At 43.0% G+C, this 18,872-nt stretch carries 13 protein-coding genes, 2 tRNA genes and 3 rRNA genes; 17 read left to right on the top strand and 1 reads right to left on the bottom strand.

Features of this window, described 5'->3' with window-relative positions:
* The first annotated feature begins 557 nt into the window (after positions 1–557).
* The 17 genes from G7Y45_RS01635 to G7Y45_RS01555 all read left to right on the top strand — a co-directional run bounded on the left by G7Y45_RS01635 (position 558) and on the right by G7Y45_RS01555 (position 16,961).
* A 16S ribosomal RNA gene (locus G7Y45_RS01635) occupies positions 558–2,086 on the top strand.
* Positions 2,087–2,241: 155 nt separating this feature from the next.
* Positions 2,242–2,318 (top strand) — tRNA-Ile (locus G7Y45_RS01630).
* 26 nt (positions 2,319–2,344) lie between these two features.
* A tRNA-Ala gene (locus tag G7Y45_RS01625) sits at positions 2,345–2,421 on the top strand.
* Between the two features lie 150 nt (positions 2,422–2,571).
* A 23S ribosomal RNA gene (locus tag G7Y45_RS01620) occupies positions 2,572–5,458 on the top strand.
* Positions 5,459–5,547: 89 nt separating this feature from the next.
* Positions 5,548–5,658 (top strand): 5S ribosomal RNA (gene rrf, locus G7Y45_RS01615).
* Together the 16S, 23S and 5S rRNA genes with 2 tRNA genes alongside form the textbook arrangement of a ribosomal RNA operon.
* Positions 5,659–5,965: 307 nt before the next feature.
* Positions 5,966–6,412 carry a hypothetical protein gene (locus G7Y45_RS01610; protein WP_032538256.1) on the top strand — a complete coding sequence of 149 codons (447 nt, stop codon included), beginning with the start codon at positions 5,966–5,968 and terminating at the stop codon, positions 6,410–6,412.
* Between the two features lie 138 nt (positions 6,413–6,550).
* Positions 6,551–7,363 (top strand): MotA/TolQ/ExbB proton channel family protein, encoded by an 813-nt coding sequence (locus G7Y45_RS01605; RefSeq protein WP_005783005.1) that lies wholly within the window; start codon positions 6,551–6,553, stop codon positions 7,361–7,363.
* Between the two features lie 27 nt (positions 7,364–7,390).
* Positions 7,391–7,996, top strand: coding sequence for a biopolymer transporter ExbD (locus G7Y45_RS01600; protein ID WP_005783007.1), 606 nt, complete (start codon positions 7,391–7,393; stop codon positions 7,994–7,996).
* Between the two features lie 12 nt (positions 7,997–8,008).
* Positions 8,009–8,659 (top strand): biopolymer transporter ExbD, encoded by a 651-nt coding sequence (locus tag G7Y45_RS01595; RefSeq protein ID WP_005783009.1) that lies wholly within the window; start codon positions 8,009–8,011, stop codon positions 8,657–8,659.
* A gap of 29 nt (positions 8,660–8,688) precedes the next feature.
* Positions 8,689–9,504 carry an energy transducer TonB gene (locus G7Y45_RS01590; RefSeq protein ID WP_005783011.1) on the top strand — a complete coding sequence of 272 codons (816 nt, stop codon included), beginning with the start codon at positions 8,689–8,691 and terminating at the stop codon, positions 9,502–9,504.
* A 2-nt stretch (positions 9,505–9,506) separates the two neighbouring features.
* Positions 9,507–10,454, top strand: coding sequence for a PstS family phosphate ABC transporter substrate-binding protein (locus tag G7Y45_RS01585; protein WP_022011258.1), 948 nt, complete (start codon positions 9,507–9,509; stop codon positions 10,452–10,454).
* A 19-nt stretch (positions 10,455–10,473) separates the two neighbouring features.
* Positions 10,474–11,907: a lipopolysaccharide assembly protein LapB gene (locus G7Y45_RS01580; RefSeq protein ID WP_165018019.1), complete on the top strand. Its 1,434-nt coding sequence runs from the start codon at positions 10,474–10,476 to the stop codon at positions 11,905–11,907.
* Positions 11,908–12,236: 329 nt separating this feature from the next.
* A complete protein-coding gene (locus G7Y45_RS01575) occupies positions 12,237–13,091 on the top strand; it encodes an ATP-binding cassette domain-containing protein (RefSeq protein ID WP_032530226.1) in 855 nt (284 codons plus the stop codon).
* The gene (locus G7Y45_RS01570) at positions 13,088–13,900 is read left to right on the top strand and encodes a hypothetical protein (protein ID WP_005811100.1); all 813 of its coding nucleotides are present in this window, start codon (positions 13,088–13,090) and stop codon (positions 13,898–13,900) included. Before G7Y45_RS01575 ends, G7Y45_RS01570 begins: the two co-directional genes overlap by 4 nt.
* 15 nt (positions 13,901–13,915) lie before the next feature.
* Positions 13,916–14,284 carry a GntR family transcriptional regulator gene (locus G7Y45_RS01565; RefSeq protein ID WP_005811098.1) on the top strand — a complete coding sequence of 123 codons (369 nt, stop codon included), beginning with the start codon at positions 13,916–13,918 and terminating at the stop codon, positions 14,282–14,284.
* Between the two features lie 14 nt (positions 14,285–14,298).
* Positions 14,299–15,099, top strand: coding sequence for a hypothetical protein (locus tag G7Y45_RS01560; protein WP_165018015.1), 801 nt, complete (start codon positions 14,299–14,301; stop codon positions 15,097–15,099).
* Between the two features lie 338 nt (positions 15,100–15,437).
* Positions 15,438–16,961, top strand: coding sequence for a hypothetical protein (locus G7Y45_RS01555; RefSeq protein ID WP_044299986.1), 1,524 nt, complete (start codon positions 15,438–15,440; stop codon positions 16,959–16,961).
* Between the two features lie 171 nt (positions 16,962–17,132).
* Here the strand turns inward: G7Y45_RS01555 and G7Y45_RS01550 are convergent, their stop codons facing one another.
* The gene (locus G7Y45_RS01550) at positions 17,133–18,794 is read right to left on the bottom strand and encodes an IS1182 family transposase (protein ID WP_165018062.1); all 1,662 of its coding nucleotides are present in this window, start codon (positions 18,792–18,794) and stop codon (positions 17,133–17,135) included.
* Between the last annotated feature and the right edge of the window lie 78 nt (positions 18,795–18,872).

The following is an 18,872-nucleotide window of genomic DNA, read 5'->3' as shown; positions in this document are numbered from 1 at the left end:
CTATTCCTCAGTCACTTACAATAAAATTCACTTTTTATTCAAAAAAAGACCTTTAATAATTTGTCTTGTATTGGTAAATCCCGTACTTTTGCACTCGCTTTCCAAGAGAAGGAAAGTCTATTGAAATTGACATGTTGCAAAAGCGCTCGGATCTGCTTAAGAGATCTATCCCGAAAAATATTTCCGAATTTATTTGGTTATATACTTAAAAAGTAGTTATTTTTGCAGTCCGATTCGCGATAAAAGGCGTTTATTCCGGTGCCTTTCCCTTTCGCTAAGAGAGCCAGAGAACAGACCGGGAGAACATTTTAAAAAAAAACTTCCAAAACATTTGGTGTTTTAAAATAAACCTTTTACCTTTGCACCCGCTTTTGAAACGAAGCACAATCGAAAAGAAGAGTTCTTTGAAAAATTGATAAACAATACAAGTAGTACAAGTAAATTTAGAACCGTCAATACTTATTATATAGGTATATGAAAAAATGACCGTCAATAAATTTTCGACATCCTGAACAGAGCTAATATTGTCCCTTATTGGGATATATAACAATACTTTTACAATGAAGAGTTTGATCCTGGCTCAGGATGAACGCTAGCTACAGGCTTAACACATGCAAGTCGAGGGGCATCAGGAAGAAAGCTTGCTTTCTTTGCTGGCGACCGGCGCACGGGTGAGTAACACGTATCCAACCTGCCCTTTACTCGGGGATAGCCTTTCGAAAGAAAGATTAATACCCGATGGGATAATTATTCCGCATGGTTTGATTATTAAAGGATTCCGGTAAAGGATGGGGATGCGTTCCATTAGGTTGTTGGTGAGGTAACGGCTCACCAAGCCTTCGATGGATAGGGGTTCTGAGAGGAAGGTCCCCCACATTGGAACTGAGACACGGTCCAAACTCCTACGGGAGGCAGCAGTGAGGAATATTGGTCAATGGGCGCGAGCCTGAACCAGCCAAGTAGCGTGAAGGATGACTGCCCTATGGGTTGTAAACTTCTTTTATATTAGAATAAAGTGCAGTATGTATACTGTTTTGTATGTATAATATGAATAAGGATCGGCTAACTCCGTGCCAGCAGCCGCGGTAATACGGAGGATCCGAGCGTTATCCGGATTTATTGGGTTTAAAGGGAGCGTAGGTGGACTGGTAAGTCAGTTGTGAAAGTTTGCGGCTCAACCGTAAAATTGCAGTTGATACTGTCAGTCTTGAGTACAGTAGAGGTGGGCGGAATTCGTGGTGTAGCGGTGAAATGCTTAGATATCACGAAGAACTCCGATTGCGAAGGCAGCTCACTGGACTGCAACTGACACTGATGCTCGAAAGTGTGGGTATCAAACAGGATTAGATACCCTGGTAGTCCACACAGTAAACGATGAATACTCGCTGTTTGCGATATACAGTAAGCGGCCAAGCGAAAGCATTAAGTATTCCACCTGGGGAGTACGCCGGCAACGGTGAAACTCAAAGGAATTGACGGGGGCCCGCACAAGCGGAGGAACATGTGGTTTAATTCGATGATACGCGAGGAACCTTACCCGGGCTTAAATTGCAGTGGAATGATGTGGAAACATGTCAGTGAGCAATCACCGCTGTGAAGGTGCTGCATGGTTGTCGTCAGCTCGTGCCGTGAGGTGTCGGCTTAAGTGCCATAACGAGCGCAACCCTTATCTTCAGTTACTAACAGGTCATGCTGAGGACTCTGGAGAGACTGCCGTCGTAAGATGTGAGGAAGGTGGGGATGACGTCAAATCAGCACGGCCCTTACGTCCGGGGCTACACACGTGTTACAATGGGGGGTACAGAAGGCAGCTACCTGGTGACAGGATGCTAATCCCAAAAGCCTCTCTCAGTTCGGATCGAAGTCTGCAACCCGACTTCGTGAAGCTGGATTCGCTAGTAATCGCGCATCAGCCACGGCGCGGTGAATACGTTCCCGGGCCTTGTACACACCGCCCGTCAAGCCATGGGAGCCGGGGGTACCTGAAGTACGTAACCGCAAGGAGCGTCCTAGGGTAAAACTGGTGACTGGGGCTAAGTCGTAACAAGGTAGCCGTACCGGAAGGTGCGGCTGGAACACCTCCTTTCTGGAGCGATGTTGAAAACGACGTTCATCGGTTCTAAAATTGTACTACTGGTACTTGTTTATTTATAGAATATAGATCGACCGTCTATAGCAATATAGATAGAGATAAACAAGAGAAAACAGAAGCCGAGTCTAAAGACAGGACACGGTTGAACTAGTCCTATAGCTCAGTTGGTTAGAGCGCTACACTGATAATGTAGAGGTCGGCAGTTCAACTCTGCCTGGGACTACCAAGACGAGATTGATATCTTGTATGATTGGGGGATTAGCTCAGCTGGCTAGAGCATCTGCCTTGCACGCAGAGGGTCAACGGTTCGAATCCGTTATTCTCCACCATTGATACTCTGGCAACACAAGTTGCCGAATGTTATCATACGATCTTTGACATGATGTACAAAAAAAAGTAAATTTAGTAAGAGCTAAAAGTATATATCGAACCATTTGGTTCAGATCCTTTTTAAGAAAAGGAGATGACCCTGGCGATAAAAGAAAGTAAATAAGGGCGCATGGCGGATGCCTTGGCTCTCGGAGGCGATGAAGGACGTGATAAGCTGCGATAAGCTTCGGGTAGGTGCAAATAACCTTTGATCCGAAGATTTCCGAATGGGACAACCCGGCATTCTGAAGGAATGTCATCCAACCAAGTTGGAGGCTAACGCAGGGAACTGAAACATCTTAGTACCTGCAGGAAAAGAAAATAAATAATGATTCCCCTAGTAGTGGCGAGCGAACGGGGAATAGCCCAAACCACCCATGTTACGGCATGTGTGGGGTTGTAGGACCACGCTCTCGCAAGAAAGTTATTGAGAAGAAGCGACTGGAAAGTCGCGCCATAGACGGTGATAGCCCGGTATTCTAAGGTAACTGAAGCGTAGTGGTATCCTGAGTAGCGCGGAGCACGAGGAATTCTGCGTGAACCAGCCGGGACCATCCGGTAAGGCTAAATACTCCCGAGAGACCGATAGCGAACCAGTACTGTGAAGGAAAGGTGAAAAGCACTTCGAATAGAAGAGTGAAATAGTCCCTGAAACCATGCGCCTACAAGCGGTCGGAGCAGCTTATGCTGTGACGGCGTGCCTTTTGCATAATGAACCTACGAGTTACTTTTTCCGGCAAGGTTAAGCATCTTGAGATGTGGATCCGAAGCGAAAGCGAGTCTGAACAGGGCGGATAGTCGGAAGGAGTAGACGCGAAACCAAGTGATCTACCCTTGGGCAGGTTGAAGGTTAGGTAACACTAACTGGAGGACCGAACCGATAAGCGTTGAAAAGCTTCCGGATGACCTGAGGGTGGGGGTGAAAGGCTAATCAAACTTGGAGATAGCTCGTACTCCCCGAAATGCATTTAGGTGCAGCCTTGAGAATTACTAATGTGAGGTAGAGCGACTGATAAGATGCGAGGGCTTCACCGCCTATCAAGTCTTGATAAACTCCGAATGCGCATTAGTTCGATCTCAGGAGTGAGGGCATGGGTGCTAAGGTCCATGTCCTAAAGGAGAAGAATCCAGACCATCAGCTAAGGTCCCCAAATAAACACTAAGTTGAACTAACGAAGTCAGATTGCTAAGACAGCTAGGATGTTGGCTTGGAAGCAGCCATTCATTTAAAGAGTGCGTAACAGCTCACTAGTCGAGGAGTTTGGCGTGGATAATAATCGGGCATTAAGTGTTTTACCGAAGCTATGGGATACGTAAGTATCGGTAGGGGAGCATTCCACTCTGCGTTGAAGGCGAAGCGTGAGCTTTACTGGAGCGTGTGGAAAAGCAAATGTAGGTATAAGTAACGATAAAGGGGTGAGAAACCCCCTCGCCGCAAGACTAAGGTTTCCTGATCAACGCTAATCGGATCAGGGTTAGTCGGGTCCTAAGGCTCAGCCGAACGGTGATGCCGATGGCAGAACAGGTTAATATTCCTGTACTAGCATTAAGAGTGACGTGGAGACGGAGGAGTGACAACGCCGCGGACTGACGGAATAGTCCGTTAAAGGGTGTAGATGTTGATTGTCCCAGGCAAATCCGGGATAAGAGTCGAACCTGATAGTATACCAATTTCCTCGGAAAACGGTAATAGTGCGTGTAAACATACTCCCAAGAAAATCCGCTAAACTTAATCTTAATGGTACCCGTACCGCAAACGGACACACGTAGTCGGGTTGAATATACTCAGGCGCTTGAGTGAATCACGGTTAAGGAACTAGGCAAATTGACCCTGTAACTTCGGGATAAAGGGTCCCTACCCGGTGACGGGAGGGCGCAGAGAATAGGTCCAGGCAACTGTTTAACAAAAACACAGGGCTGTGCAAAATTGAAAGATCACGTATACAGCCTGACACCTGCCCGGTGCTGGAAGGTTAAGAGGAGATGTCATCGCAAGAGAAGCATTGAATTGAAGCCCCAGTAAACGGCGGCCGTAACTATAACGGTCCTAAGGTAGCGAAATTCCTTGTCGGGTAAGTTCCGACCTGCACGAATGGTGTAATGATCTGGACACTGTCTCAACCGTGAGCTCAGTGAAATTGTAGTATCGGTGAAGATGCCGATTACCCGCGATGGGACGAAAAGACCCCGTGAACCTTTACTATAGCTTAACATTGAATTTGGGTAATTGATGTGTAGGATAGGCCGGAGACTTTGAAGCAGGTACGCCAGTATTTGTGGAGTCGCTGTTGAAATACGGCCCTTTGATTATTTGAGTTCTAACTCGCAGTTGCGAGGACACTGTTTGGTGGGTAGTTTGACTGGGGTGGTCGCCTCCAAAAGTGTAACGGAGGCTTCTAAAGGTGCCCTCACGCCGATTGGTAACCGGCGGCAGAGTGTAATGGCATAAGGGCGCTTGACTGGGAGACTCACAAGTCGATCAGGTAGGAAACTAGAGCATAGTGATCCGGTGTTTCCGTATGGAAGGGACATCGCTCAAAGGATAAAAGGTACTCCGGGGATAACAGGCTGATCCCTCCCAAGAGCTCATATCGACGGAGGGGTTTGGCACCTCGATGTCGGCTCGTCACATCCTGGGGCTGGAGAAGGTCCCAAGGGTTGGGCTGTTCGCCCATTAAAGTGGCACGCGAGCTGGGTTCAGAACGTCGTGAGACAGTTCGGTCTCTATCTATCGTGGGCGCATGAAATTTGCGTGGCTCTGACACTAGTACGAGAGGACCGTGTTGGACTGACCTCTGGTTTACCGGTTGTGCCGCCAGGTGCATTGCCGGGTATCTAAGTCGGGATTGGATAAGTGCTGAAAGCATCTAAGTACGAAGCCAGTCACAAGATTAGATTTCTTTTAGGGTCGTTGTAGACTACAACGTTGATAGGACGCAGGTGTACAGGTGGTAACATCACAGCCGAGCGTTACTAATTGCCCGATGACTTTCTTTTATTGTCTTTTATGGTTTATATATCCGTTTAGCTTTACTATCGGTTTGATAGACAGCTAAGTTTACTTTTGTACATTATGTCTACCTTATTCAGGTGACTATAGCATCAGGGTTCCACCTCTTCCCATTCCGAACAGAGAAGTTAAGCCTGATCACGCCGATGGTACTGCGTAACAGTGGGAGAGTAGGTAGTCGCCGTTTTTTTCAGAGAGTTCATCCCCTCGGGTCAGAAGACACGAGGGGATGCTTGTTTTTGGGGTATAGGCTAAGAGGGACATGCGCTTGGAGAAGCGGGGATCACTTATTTGCATTATACCTTTTTTACTTTGATTAATCTTTTATATAAAAGAAAGAATCTTTTAGTTAAAACAAAAACCGGCTGTGAGTGTTTTAATGGTAGAGTTCGATTTTTAGCAATTAAAAGATGTGAAATATGGTGACACTATACAATAAGTTACTATTTTTGCCACGAAAATCGAAAAGAGAGTTTATCCATAAAAATAGAACGATGAAAACTTCTGTAAAATTCATATTGATGTTTGTTCTACTGATGCTATCATTTAGCATAAGTGGCAATGCATTGAATATTATGGAATGCTCTCATAACCCGGTTACTTCTTGCCAGGTTTCATCCTCTTCTTTGGATGCTAATTACTCTTATCGGTGTGGTAGCGATTTTGCCGGTTTTGATAAATCGCAAACTTTGTCTGTCTCCGATGTTGAATTAGGTTTCAAACCCGTTTCTGAAACATATTCTTCTACTAATAATCTTCGTCTTCGTCGAATTCTTGAGGATTCTGACCTTTTTAATGACACAATGCGTAAATTGTGCCTGTTGAGAGAGAATTTGTTGGTATTAGACCAAAGTAAATCTTATTATTCGGATAAGGATCCACATTATGCGTCCATAAGCTGTCAATACTACATCTTTGCTTTAAGACGTATCCTTATTTAATTCCCAATCTTATATACTCGCTGTGTTTGACAATGCAGCCTCATTTTTAGCATGAGGCTGTAGGGGTCGGACTGCGGTGTGTCTAATCGTATTTACTTTAATTCTTAATAACAAATTCTTTAACAAAAAAACTTTATTATGGAAACTACTCAAAAAAAGTCGACTAAGATTGTAGGTATCAAGAATGCCGGATTGGTTATTATCTGCTGTTTCATTATAGCAGTGTGTATCTATCATTTCATTTTGGGAAATCCCACGAACTTTATGAACAATGATCCTAACAATCACCCACTTCCGGGAAACTTTATGGGGACCATTTACAAAGGTGGAGTGATTGTGCCTGTTATTCAAACTTTATTGCTGACCGTATTGGCATTGAGCATTGAACGTTATTTTGCTCTTCGCTCTGCTTTCGGTAGAGGTTCTTTGGTTAAATTCGTTTCTAACATCAAGGATGCCCTATCGGCAGGAGATCTTCGTAAGGCGCAGGAAGTTTGTGACAAACAGCGTGGTTCTGTAGCAAACGTCGTTACTTCTACATTGCGGAAGTATGAAGAAATGGAGAATGATTCTTCTCTTTCGAAAGATCAGAAACTGCTTGCTATCCAAAAAGAACTGGAAGAAGCTACTGCGCTTGAACTTCCGATGATGGAACAGAATCTTCCGATTATCGGTACGATCACCACATTGGGTACTTTGATGGGATTGCTTGGTACGGTTATTGGTATGATCCGTTCGTTCGCCGCTTTGGCTGCCGGTGGTTCTGCCGACTCAATGGCTCTTTCACAAGGTATCTCTGAAGCTTTGATTAATACAGCTTTCGGTATCCTTACCGGTGCGTTGGCAGTTATCTCTTATAACTACTATACAAACAAAATCGATAAGTTGACTTACAGCCTTGACGAGGTAGGCTTCTCTATTGTGCAGACTTTTGCAGCTACTCATAAATAATCTGGAATCCACTAAATTCTGACAATAATGGGCAGAGCGAAAATTAAAAAGAAAAGTACGTTCATCGACATGACGGCGATGAGTGACGTTACGGTACTGTTGCTTACCTTCTTTATGTTAACTTCTACATTTGTGAAGAAAGAGCCGGTACAAGTGACTACACCCGCCTCAGTTTCGGAAATTAAGATTCCGGAAAAGAATATCCTTCAGATATTGGTCGATCCGAACGGAAAGATATTTATGAGTATGGACAAGCAGTCCGACTTGAAAGCGGTATTGGAGAGCATGGGACAGGAATATGGCGTCACATTCACTCCGGAACAGGAAAAGAAATTCATGTTGGCATCCACTTTCGGAGTGCCGATGAAAAACATGAAAACTTATCTTGACTTGCCGACTGAAAAGCAGGATGCAGTACTGAAGAACGAAGGTATTCCTTGCGATAGTCTTGATAATCAGTTTAAGTCATGGGTGCGTAATGCACGTGCTGTGAATTCTGATTTGCGTATTGCGATCAAGGCTGATGCGGATACTCCTTATTCTGTGATTAAAAATGTTATGAATTCACTTCAGGACCTCAGGGAGAATCGGTATAACCTGATTACTTCTCTGAAAACGACTTCTGAAAACTAAAAACGAACAACTATGAGTGCTGAAGTACAAGAAAGCGGTAAAAAGAAGGGGAATAGCAAACAGAAGAAGATGACGGTTCGCGTAGACTTTACGCCTATGGTGGATATGAATATGTTGTTGATCACTTTCTTTATGCTTTGTACCTCGTTGAGCAAACCTCAGACGATGGAGATAAGCATGCCGAGCAATGATAAAAACATCACCGAAGAACAGCAAAGCAAGGTGAAAGCTTCACAGGCAATCACGCTCTTGTTGGGACCCGATGACAAACTATATTATTATGAAGGAGAACCCAACTACAAGGATTATACTTCTCTGAAAGAGACGTCGTATAAACCGGATGGATTACGGGCAATACTTCTGAAGAAGAATGCTGCTGCTGTCAGACAGGTAAATGATCTGAAACAGAAGAAGCTGGAACTTAAGATATCAGACGATGAATTTACGAAGCAACTTTCCGAAATAAAGAGTGGAAAGGATACGCCTACAGTCATCATCAAGGCGATGGATAATGCATCGTATGCAAATCTGATTGACGCTCTCGATGAAATGCAGATATGTAATATTGGTAAGTATGTGATAACGGATATTGCCGAGGCTGACGAATTTCTGGTGAAGAATTTTGAAAGTAAGGGTGAGCTTTCACAGAATATTGCCGAATAAAATGTAACACCAAAAAATAGAAAATTAAAATGGCAAAAATAGATTTAACTTCTTTTGAATGGTGTGAGCTGATTTTTAAAGGCAAAAATAAAGCTTATGGTGCGTATAAAATGCGTGCTGATTCACCCAAACGTCACAATGTGGCAATGGTTATTGTGTTGATAATCGCCTTAGTGGGCTTTAGTCTTCCGACTTTAATCAAGATGGCCACTCCGAAGCAAAAAGAGGTAATGACGGAAGTCACCACCTTGTCGCAATTGGAGGAGCCTGAAATAAAGCAGGAAGAGATGAAGAGAGTAGAACCGGTGGCACCACCCCCACCTGCTTTGAAGAGTTCTATCAAGTTTACCGCTCCAGTCATTAAAAAAGATGAGGAAGTACATGAGGATGATGAGATTAAAAGCCAGGAAGAACTCACACAAACCAAAGTCGCTATATCCATTGCCGACGTGAAGGGTAACGATGAAGCAAACGGTAAGGATATTGCCGATTTGAAACAAGTGGTTACTCAGGCAGAGCCGGCCGAAGAAAAAGTTTTCGATATGGTAGAACAGATGCCTACATTCCCCGGTGGAACCACAGAATTGATGAGGTATATCGGTGAACATCTGAAATACCCTACCATTGCTGCCGAGAATGGTACACAAGGAAAGGTGATCTGTCGTTTTGTGGTTGGTAAGGATGGACAGGTGCGGGATGTAACTATCGCACGTTCATTGGATCCATATTGCGACAAGGAAGCCATACGTGTTATCAAATCGATGCCTAAATGGATTCCTGGAAAACAGAACGGTAAGGCCGTGGCAGTAAATTTCACAGTTCCTATTGTCTTTAAACTACAGTAATTATGACTAAGAAACAATTCTGGCTAATCAGTGCCTGGTCTTTGATTGTATTATCTGCTTGTAATTCAAAACCCAGGGACGGACTGACGGATACTTATACGTCGGGAGTAATAGCTATTACCGCTGACGAAAGTTTTCAACCCATTGTTCAAGAGGAAATCGATGTATTCGAGGGATTATTTCCTTTGGCCGGAATTGTTCCCCGTTATACTACTGAGGTAGACGCTATCAATCAGCTTCTGAAGGATAGTGTGCGTCTGGCTATTACCACTCGTACATTGACTCCCGAAGAGATGAATTCTTTCCACAGCCGGAAATTCTTCCCTCGGGAAATAAAGCTGGCTACTGACGGATTAGCCCTGATTGTCAACAGGCAAAATACAGATACCCTGATTTCGGTGCGTGATATCCGGCGTATTCTGACAGGAAGGGTACATGCATGGAAAGAGCTTTATCCTACCTCAAAGCTGGGTGATATCCAACTCGTATTTGATAATAAGAACTCAAGCACGGTACGTTTTGCAGTTGACTCCATCTGCAAAGGAGCTCCTTTATCCGATAAAGATGTAAAGGCTCTGAGGACAAATCAGCAAGTGATTGATTACGTAGCACGTACACCCGATGCTATCGGAGTGATTGGCGTCAATTGGCTTGGAAACCGGAGTGATACCACAAACTTGTCTTTCCGTGATGAGATTAGAGTGATGTCAGTAAGTGCAGACGATATAGCTACCCCGCAGAACAGTTACAAGCCCTATCAAGCTTATCTGTATTACGGAAACTATCCGTTAGCACGCCCTATTTATGTATTACTGAATGATCCCCGTAATGCACTGCCCTGGGGATTCGCTTCTTTTCTCACTTCTGATAGAGGGCAGCGGATTATATTAAAGTCCGGACTCGTTCCGGCTACCCAGCCGGTTCGTATTGTGGACGTGAAAGACGAATAATAACTAAAATTGAATTACAATGAAACGATTTCAACTGTTTTTAGTAGGAGCATTTGTAGCAGCCGGTCCGCTTTTTGCGCAATCGGCGGATGCTGATTGGCACAGCGAGGTTGCCAAAGTAAAAGAATTGATTCAGACCAACCCGGCGCAGGCTTCCGAAGAAGCCGCACAGTTGCTGAAAGGGAAAAATAAAAAAAATACCGATCTCCTGACTGCCATTGGTCAGGCATATCTGGAAGCTGGTAAAATTAGTGAAGCGGAAACTTATGCCGCTCTTGGACAAAAGGCTGACAGCAAATCGGCTGCGGTATCGGTGCTGCAAGGCGATATAGCCGTAGCTAAGAAAGAGGCCGGAAAAGCTTGTCAGCTTTACGAACAGGCTATCTATTTCGATCCTAATTATAAAGAGGCTTATTTGAAATTCGCTGATGTGTATAAGGCTGCCAGTCCACAACTTGCCATAGAGAAACTGGAACAGCTGAAGAGCATTGATCCTTCGAGTGTTGCTGCCGACAAGAAACTGGCTGAAATTTATTATTTGAATAATAAGTTTGATAAAGCGGCTGAAGCTTATGCCCGATTCATCAATACTCCGGAAGCAACGGAAGATGATTTGACGAAGTATTCTTTTGCGCTTTTTTTGAACCATGATTTTGAGAAGTCGCTACAGATAGCTCTGATGGGATTGCAGAAGAATCCGCGTGATGCCGCGTTCAACCGTTTGGCTATGTATAACTATACCGACTTGAAACGCTATGATGAAGCTATGAAAGCAGCAGATGCTTTCTTTAAAGAGTCTGATAAGGCCGATTTTTCTTATCTTGACTATATGTATTTCGGTCATTTGCTTAATGCTGTAAAAAAGTATGATCAAGCGGTGGATGCTTATATGCAGGCAATCACACTCGATCCGAGTAAAACAGATTTGTGGCGTGAAGTCTCTTCTTCTTATGAATTGAACAATGAATTTACAAAGGCGATAGAAGCCTATAAAAAATATAGCGAATCGTTGAGTGCCGATAAACGTACCCCTGACGTACAGTTTCAGATTGGAAAGCTTTATTACGAAAAGGGTACGCAATCGGATACATTGACGGTTTCTTTAGATGAGCGGAGGGCTGCTCTTCTCTCTGCCGATTCTATTTTTACTGAAATTGCTACAGTGGCTCCGGATAGTTATTTGGGTAACTTCTGGAGGGCACGCACCAATTCTGCGTTAGACCCGGAAACCACTCAGGGATTGGCTAAACCTTATTATGAAGAGGTAGCCACATTCCTGGTTGACAAAAACGATCCGAGATATAACTCTGTACTGATTGAGTGTTACAGTTATCTGGGATATTATTATCTGGTGGCTAACAAACTTCCTGAATCTAAGGAGTATTGGAATAAAATTCTGGCTATAGACCCCGCTAATGCTACTGCTAAACGTGCATTGGATGGCATCAAATAGTAATAATTTTAGTTGTTTGTCGTGTGGGAGGAGTGGAGAGTGATTCTTAGCTCCTCCTTTTTTATAGTGCTTTCCGCTACCTTTGCTTAATTATAAGTCTGCTTGTTTTTCACCTTATTATATTTAGTGAGACATATGCTTCTCAGTTTTTGCGTTGATCTTATTCTCTTCTTTGTATATATAAAATGTGTTTCTTTATAGTGTTGATTATAAGAATTGTATAAGAAAGTTTGAAAAAATATTGCTGAATTTGTTGTAGTATCCATATATTTGTCTACTTTTGCAGTATACTATTATACTAATACACATAAGCTCATAAATAAATGAAGATGATTACAGCAGAAAATCTTTCTTTTTTCTATCGTAAATCGAAGCGTGCCGTATTGCATGACTTCTCTCTATCACTTGAGAAGGGTAGAGTTTACGGATTGCTCGGCAAAAATGGTGCAGGTAAATCTACACTACTCTATCTCATGAGTGGCCTACTCACACCCAAAAGTGGCCGTGTGCTTTATCACGGTACTGATGTGCGCCGTCGCCTGCCGGTTACATTGCAGGATATGTTCCTGGTTCCTGAAGAGTTTGACCTTCCCCCTGTTTCGCTAATTAGCTATGTAGAGTTAAACAGTCCGTTTTACCCTCGTTTCAGTAAAGAGGATATGGTGAAATATCTGCACTATTTTGAGATGGATATCAATATTGATCTGGGGGCGCTCTCTATGGGGCAGAAGAAGAAAGTGTTCATGAGCTTTGCGCTTGCTACAAATACGTCTTTACTATTGATGGATGAGCCGACCAATGGACTGGACATTCCGGGTAAGAGCCAGTTCCGGAAGTTTATAGCTTCGGGTATGACAGATGATAAAACGATCTTGATTTCTACACATCAGGTGCGTGACATTGATAAGGTGTTGGACCATGTGCTGATTATGGACAATAGCCGGGTGCTACTGAACGAATCTGTAATGGGCATTTGTGATAAACTGCTTTTTACTGAGAGTGACGACCGGACATTGCTTCAATCTTCTTTATATTCCGCTCCGTCTATTCAAGGTAATTTCTTGCTTCTGCCTAATGAATCGGGCGATGATTCGGAGATCAATCTTGAATTACTTTTTAACGCTACCTTGGCAGTTCCCGAAAGGATATCTGCATTGTTCCACACTAAACAAACAGAATTATGATAAGAGATACTTTTTTCAGCCAAACACGTTTTATGAATCTCTGCCGTAAAGAGATGATCGAGAACTGGAAGTCAAATCTGCTCCGTGTCGCGTTGATGTATGGTGCCATGGCGGTGATAATGATATGGAATGGATATTTGAGTTATCGGGCCAGTCAGGATAGCGATATAACCTGGAGTTTTAATCTGATGATTTTTATATGGGGGCTTTGGGTGTTTGGTTGCCTGAGTGCTTCGTTTACGATGGAAAGGATGAAATCGAAAACAGGGCGGCTCTCTGTACTTATGACTCCTGCCACTTCGTTTGAAAAATTCTTTTCCCGCTGGCTGGTATTTACGGTTGTTTTCTTAATCGTTTTTCTGATTACCTATAAGCTGGCGGATTATACAAAGGTATTGGTGTATTCGTTAGCTTATCCGGAGAATGATGCGATTGCGGTTACTCCGCTGTCTCATTTGTTTGGTGATAATACAGGTTATTATACGGTGTTCAGGCATACCTATACGTTTGTATTGATGATAGCAGGCTATTTTTTCTTTCAGTCTTGTTTTGTATTAGGGAGTACTGTCTGGCCTAAGAATTCTTTTGTCAAAACATTTTCTGCAGGAATGATTGTTTTTATTGCCTATGTGTTAATTGTTGGCGGATTTGCTAAATTGATATGGTCGGATCACATAAATTTCAATCCGGATATTAGTGAGGAAGCAGCTTTTGATTGTCTTTCAGCAATAGCAATACTTTTTACACTGATCAATTGGACACTTTCGTATTTCCGTTTCAAGGAATCTGAGATTATTAATCGAATGTAACAAACTCTTACGTTTATGAATTTTAAAGAGAGTAAAGCCATTTATCTGCAAATAGCAGATCGAATCTGTGATGAGATACTTCTCGGGCAGTATCAGGAGGAGGAACGTATTCCTTCCGTAAGGGAGTATGCAGCTATAGTAGAGGTAAATGCCAATACGGCCATGCGCTCGTTCGACTATCTTCAGTCGCAGAATATCATTTACAATAAACGAGGTATCGGTTATTTTGTTTCTGCCGGTGCCAAAGATCTGATTCTTTCACTTCGCCGGGAGACCTTCTTGAAGGATGAACTTGAGCACGTATTTCGTCAACTCTACACACTGGGAGTTTCGGATGAAGAGCTGCTGGTTATGTATCGTAACTTTATGATGAAACAAAAATAAAAAAATAGAATCTTATGAAACGTACTACATATATATTTATTGGCATACTTGCTTCGGTACTCGTGATACTAATGGCAGGTGTCGTTTATATTTCTTTCCAAAAGTCTGATAGAGACTCATACATACTCACTTTTTCGGATAAGTTGCTTCAAACAGAGTTTTCCGGTGTTCGTGCCGTAAAAGTTTATGCAAGTGATACACGTCATGCGTGGCTGGAACAGGCTTGCGTGAATGTAGTGCCATCTACTGATGGGAAAACAAGATTATTTAGTCCGGAATCTGAATATCTGAAAATCAGTCAGGATGCGGATACTTTGGTGATTTGCCTGGATTTGACTAATTATGATCTTCCTGAACAGAAAAAGAAATATCTTATTCCGGGGTTGCAGGCTAAAGGATTACAGCTTACTATAGAAGCGGATGCTAATCTGGCTTTTCTGACCAATACCATTCGTGGATTGCGTACGAATATGAACGGGATAAAAACAGACTCTTTGGCTACGTATATCCAAAGTGGGGAAGTACGTTTAGATTCTTGTGAGATTCGCGCTCTCTATGTTGATGGTGATGGCGTGACATTTAATGCTCTTCAATCGATAATTCCCTATCTTTATTTGGATCTGGATGGCGTCAGAAACTGGGGTGTCCATCAATGTACAATTGGTACTGAACACTTGACAGGTAGTGAGACTTATCATCGTAATGAGCTCCAGAAAGGGGAATGCAAGAAGATGATTTGGGCTCCTAAGAAGGAGGATGCCGTGCTGCATGTGACGATGAAGGAAAAAGGGTGTTTAGTACTTCAAGACGAATAAAAAAGGCATTGCTTCTCGGGCTTTGAGAAGTTTGAGTGGATAGATTGTATATCAGGAAGAAAAGGATGTAGCAAAAGAACTGTTTAGTTTATTGTTGCATCTTTTTTTGTTATCAGAAGTGGAAAGCTATACTTTCTGTTACATACTTACCATTTATGCAGTAGACTATTATGGTGCTAAATGCGATAGTAATGGCGTGTTTTTGGAGTGGTAAGGCATTGGAGTATTTTGCCGTTTTGGAGAGATTTAATGAAACGAATGAAATGATCTTGTCCGATAGATGAGAAGAATGATTATATTTGCAATATTTGTTTTTGTTAATCTAAAAAATATCCTATATGACACGACATAAAAACTTATTGATATTGTTTTTTTGTAGCATGTGTATTTCTGTTGCAGGTCAGCCATGTGCAGTAAAAAGCCTTGTGCCCGATACTCCATCTAAAGCTCCGGATTACTTTTGTACGTGGAATTTGCAAGGCTATGTGGTCAGCTATAAAAGTACTGAACTAACCAGAGCCGCCATGACTGAAGACTATTTATTTGGAGATGGACCCTATCAGAATTGGGTAGATTGTTATCCTGCTATCCGGAAAGATCTTTATTTTGTAATGGACGATTCATGGGATATACCGAAAGGCGTTAATGATTCACCAAATCCTTATTTAGGAACTGTAGAACTTAGTCCGGATCGCTTCCCGTCTTTTGGTGGAGATGACGTGGAACGTTTAAGGCAGCTATCCTTAAAAATCAAAGGCAAAGGCTGGAAAGGTGTTGGTGGATGGATTTGTGCCCAGAAGGCAGAAAAGTATGCCGATATTCCTGAGGAAGAATATTGGAAACGGAGGATAAAGGTAGCTAATGAAGCAGGTTTTGATTATTGGAAAGTGGATTGGGGGAAAGAGGATAGGAATGGAGAATGGAGGAGAAGATTAACTTCTATGGGCAAACGGTATGCTCCTCATTTATATATAGAACATGCTTTGCGAAATGAGTTTATTGAATTCAGCGATGTCTTTCGGACGTATGATGTAGAAAACATTATGGCGCAGCCGATTACTATTCAGCGTATTTGTGATCTATTACCTTATAAGACCGTTAATGGGGCAAAAGGAATTATCAACTGTGAAGATGAACCTTATATTGCAGTGGGGCTGGGTTGTGCTATTGGTGTGATGCGTCATTCGTTTGCAGGAACTTTGCCGGATGGGACACAGGATTTTGTATTTCCACCGACCGGGCGTGATATAAAGCGACGTTTGGATGAAGTAGTACGTGGAGTCAGATGGCATCGGATAGCAGAACCTTTCTCTGTAGGAAATACAACTTATGCTATTGATAGCGTGAAGCTTACTGATCATTGGACGCTATGGGAGAACGAAACCTGGAATAAAGGACGTAAGGTTGGTACGGACGTGATAGCTGAAGCACCGGCACGGGTCGCCCGGGGAATGGGATTGCCGGAAGTTTCCGGGGCTCCTCTGGAAGTTCGTCCATTTGTGCTGGCGTCCCGTTATCCCAATGGTGCTGTAGCTGTTGTTACAATAGGGCGTAATTTGGGGCGTGAATATGTAACAGAAGAAGTTGCAGTGACCGTATCTATTGATCGTTGGGATGTGCCTGTCGGTTTACTGGGGTATTTCAAAGAGGTGACGATGGTATTTCCTTTCTCAATAGAAAAGGAGAATCGTACGGTATATGCACAGGATTTGGCAGGAGAAACTCCGGTGGATATTACTTCCAAAATTGTAATCAAGGGGAATCGTTTGACAATACCGGGGGATGTAATCCGACAAATAGGACTCATGAATGCTTCTGAGGGAGATTGTTCTGATCCGGGGATGGTACTAAGAATAATGTAGCTATTGGTGACTGTCTTAAAGTTGGTACTTAATGATAAAACGGCAATCCCTAAGAATTTAGGTATGAATCCATGATCCTTTTGGTTCTGATATAAAATGAAGAAGAGGTTGTGTCAAAACGTTGGCACAACCTCCTTTTATATTTTACAGTTCTGCTATATTTTCTTTTGGCTATGCTGCTTTTTCCTCATGCATTTGGCAACAAGTTGCTATATTCCAATTATATCGGGTTATAAATAGTCCCATAAACATATATTTGGCAACTATAATGAGCCCCTTTCCTTCTTTTATCAGTTTAGCACACATTTTTTTGATATTAAAGGCTATGGCAAAGAAAGCAAAGTCCATTGTAACCTTGTCTTCTCCCACATGCCGGAATCTTCTGTATGCCATGTTGTATTTTATTTGTCCAAACACAGCCTCTGGTTCTATACACCTCCTGCCTCTATGCTTGATACCTTCTTCTGAGAGCAGCCTTTCCCGTGCCTGCCGTTTGTATTGATTTAATCGGTGGTTGACTTCTATAATACGGTTCCCCCGGGCTTTAAAACAACTGCCACGCAAAGGGCAACCTTCGCATCTTTCTGCTTTATACCGGGCACTTTCGGTGATGTATCCGCTCGCTGTCTTGTCACGTTTGGTTCCTATACGGTTCATGTGCTGTCCCATAGGACAAACGTAATAATCCTCTTGGGCATTGTAATGGAGACTTTCGGCATGGAACGGGTTGGGAGTATAACGGGGACGCTGTTCTTTATGGAAGTAATTGTACTTGATGAAGGCTTCTATCCCATTCTCCTGCATGAACCGGTAATTTTCTTCCGAACCGTAACCGGAGTCTGCCACACAGATATTCGGTAAACGGTTATAGCGGTACTGGAAAGAGTGGAAAAAAGGTATGAGGGTCAGTGTATCGGTAGGGTTGGGAAACAGACGGAAGTCTGTGATGAATTGGTTTTCAGTACCTATTTGCAGATTATATCCGGGTTTGGTCTGCCCGTTCTTCATGGCATCTTCTTTCATGCGCATGAATGTGGCACCAGGATCGGTCCTGGAATAGGAGTTACGTTCTCCAAGGGTATCAAGGTGATTGTCGTATTCTATCAGCTTGTCACGATACCCTTCAAGTTCCCTGACCTGCTTCTTCTTTTTGCGCAGGGCTTTCTTTTCTTCCTTATCCTTTGTTGCAGGCTGGCGTTCCAGGGCTTCTTTAAGTCCATCCACTATGTCAGAGAGCCTGCAGGGAGTAAACTCCACGGATGTGTCTTTTATAGAGTTCTCCTGTGCAATGGCTTCATCCACCTGCTCCAAGAGAATACGGATTTTATCCATTAGTCTCGTACGGTTCCGTTCGACTGTCTTGCGCCAGACAAAAGTATATTTGTTGGCTTTGGATTCAATCTTGGTGCCGTCGATATACTCCACATCAAGGCTGATGAGACCTTTATCGGCAAGGACAAGAACCAACTGGGTAAATACATTATTTATTTCCTCCTTTACACGGTTACGAAAACGGTTGATCGTGATAAAATCCGGACGCTCATTACCGGCAAGCCAAATATAATGAATGTCACGAAGGAGGTGCTTCTCTATTTTACGACAAGAATAGATATTGTTCATGTAGGCGTAGATTATCACCTTAAGCATCATTTTAGGATGATAAGGACAACGGCCTGTTTCCTTATAAAGCTTCTTGAAACTCTCAAGATTGAGATTGTCAATAACAGCATTCACGATGCGGACCGGGGCGTTCGCAGCTATGTTTTCATCAATTCTTTGTGGAAAAAGAACGGTTTGGTTGGGAATGTAAGGACGAAAATGTAACTTTGCCATAACGAAAAACTTTATACCTAAAGATACGAAAACTTTGGGTAATAACAAAGCCCGGGCTTGAGAAAGTCTGGGCTTTGC

The organism is Bacteroides sp. ZJ-18 (assembly GCF_011038705.2).
In the GTDB taxonomy this organism is placed as follows: domain Bacteria; phylum Bacteroidota; class Bacteroidia; order Bacteroidales; family Bacteroidaceae; genus Bacteroides; species Bacteroides hominis.
The sequence above is the reverse complement of the archived record's forward strand: the minus strand, read 5'-3'. Positions and strand labels throughout refer to the sequence as shown.

Coding starts and splice junctions, on each gene's coding strand:
- G7Y45_RS01590 (WP_005783011.1), top strand. CDS start 8,689: ATGGCAAAAATAGATTTAACTTCTTTTGAATGGTGTGAGCTGATTTTT.
- G7Y45_RS01585 (WP_022011258.1), top strand. CDS start 9,507: ATGACTAAGAAACAATTCTGGCTAATCAGTGCCTGGTCTTTGATTGTA.
- G7Y45_RS01565 (WP_005811098.1), top strand. CDS start 13,916: ATGAATTTTAAAGAGAGTAAAGCCATTTATCTGCAAATAGCAGATCGA.
- G7Y45_RS01580 (WP_165018019.1), top strand. CDS start 10,474: ATGAAACGATTTCAACTGTTTTTAGTAGGAGCATTTGTAGCAGCCGGT.
- G7Y45_RS01605 (WP_005783005.1), top strand. CDS start 6,551: ATGGAAACTACTCAAAAAAAGTCGACTAAGATTGTAGGTATCAAGAAT.
- G7Y45_RS01555 (WP_044299986.1), top strand. CDS start 15,438: ATGACACGACATAAAAACTTATTGATATTGTTTTTTTGTAGCATGTGT.
- G7Y45_RS01595 (WP_005783009.1), top strand. CDS start 8,009: ATGAGTGCTGAAGTACAAGAAAGCGGTAAAAAGAAGGGGAATAGCAAA.
- G7Y45_RS01575 (WP_032530226.1), top strand. CDS start 12,237: ATGATTACAGCAGAAAATCTTTCTTTTTTCTATCGTAAATCGAAGCGT.
- G7Y45_RS01560 (WP_165018015.1), top strand. CDS start 14,299: ATGAAACGTACTACATATATATTTATTGGCATACTTGCTTCGGTACTC.
- G7Y45_RS01570 (WP_005811100.1), top strand. CDS start 13,088: ATGATAAGAGATACTTTTTTCAGCCAAACACGTTTTATGAATCTCTGC.
- G7Y45_RS01600 (WP_005783007.1), top strand. CDS start 7,391: ATGGGCAGAGCGAAAATTAAAAAGAAAAGTACGTTCATCGACATGACG.
- G7Y45_RS01610 (WP_032538256.1), top strand. CDS start 5,966: ATGAAAACTTCTGTAAAATTCATATTGATGTTTGTTCTACTGATGCTA.
- G7Y45_RS01550 (WP_165018062.1), bottom strand. CDS start 18,794: ATGGCAAAGTTACATTTTCGTCCTTACATTCCCAACCAAACCGTTCTT.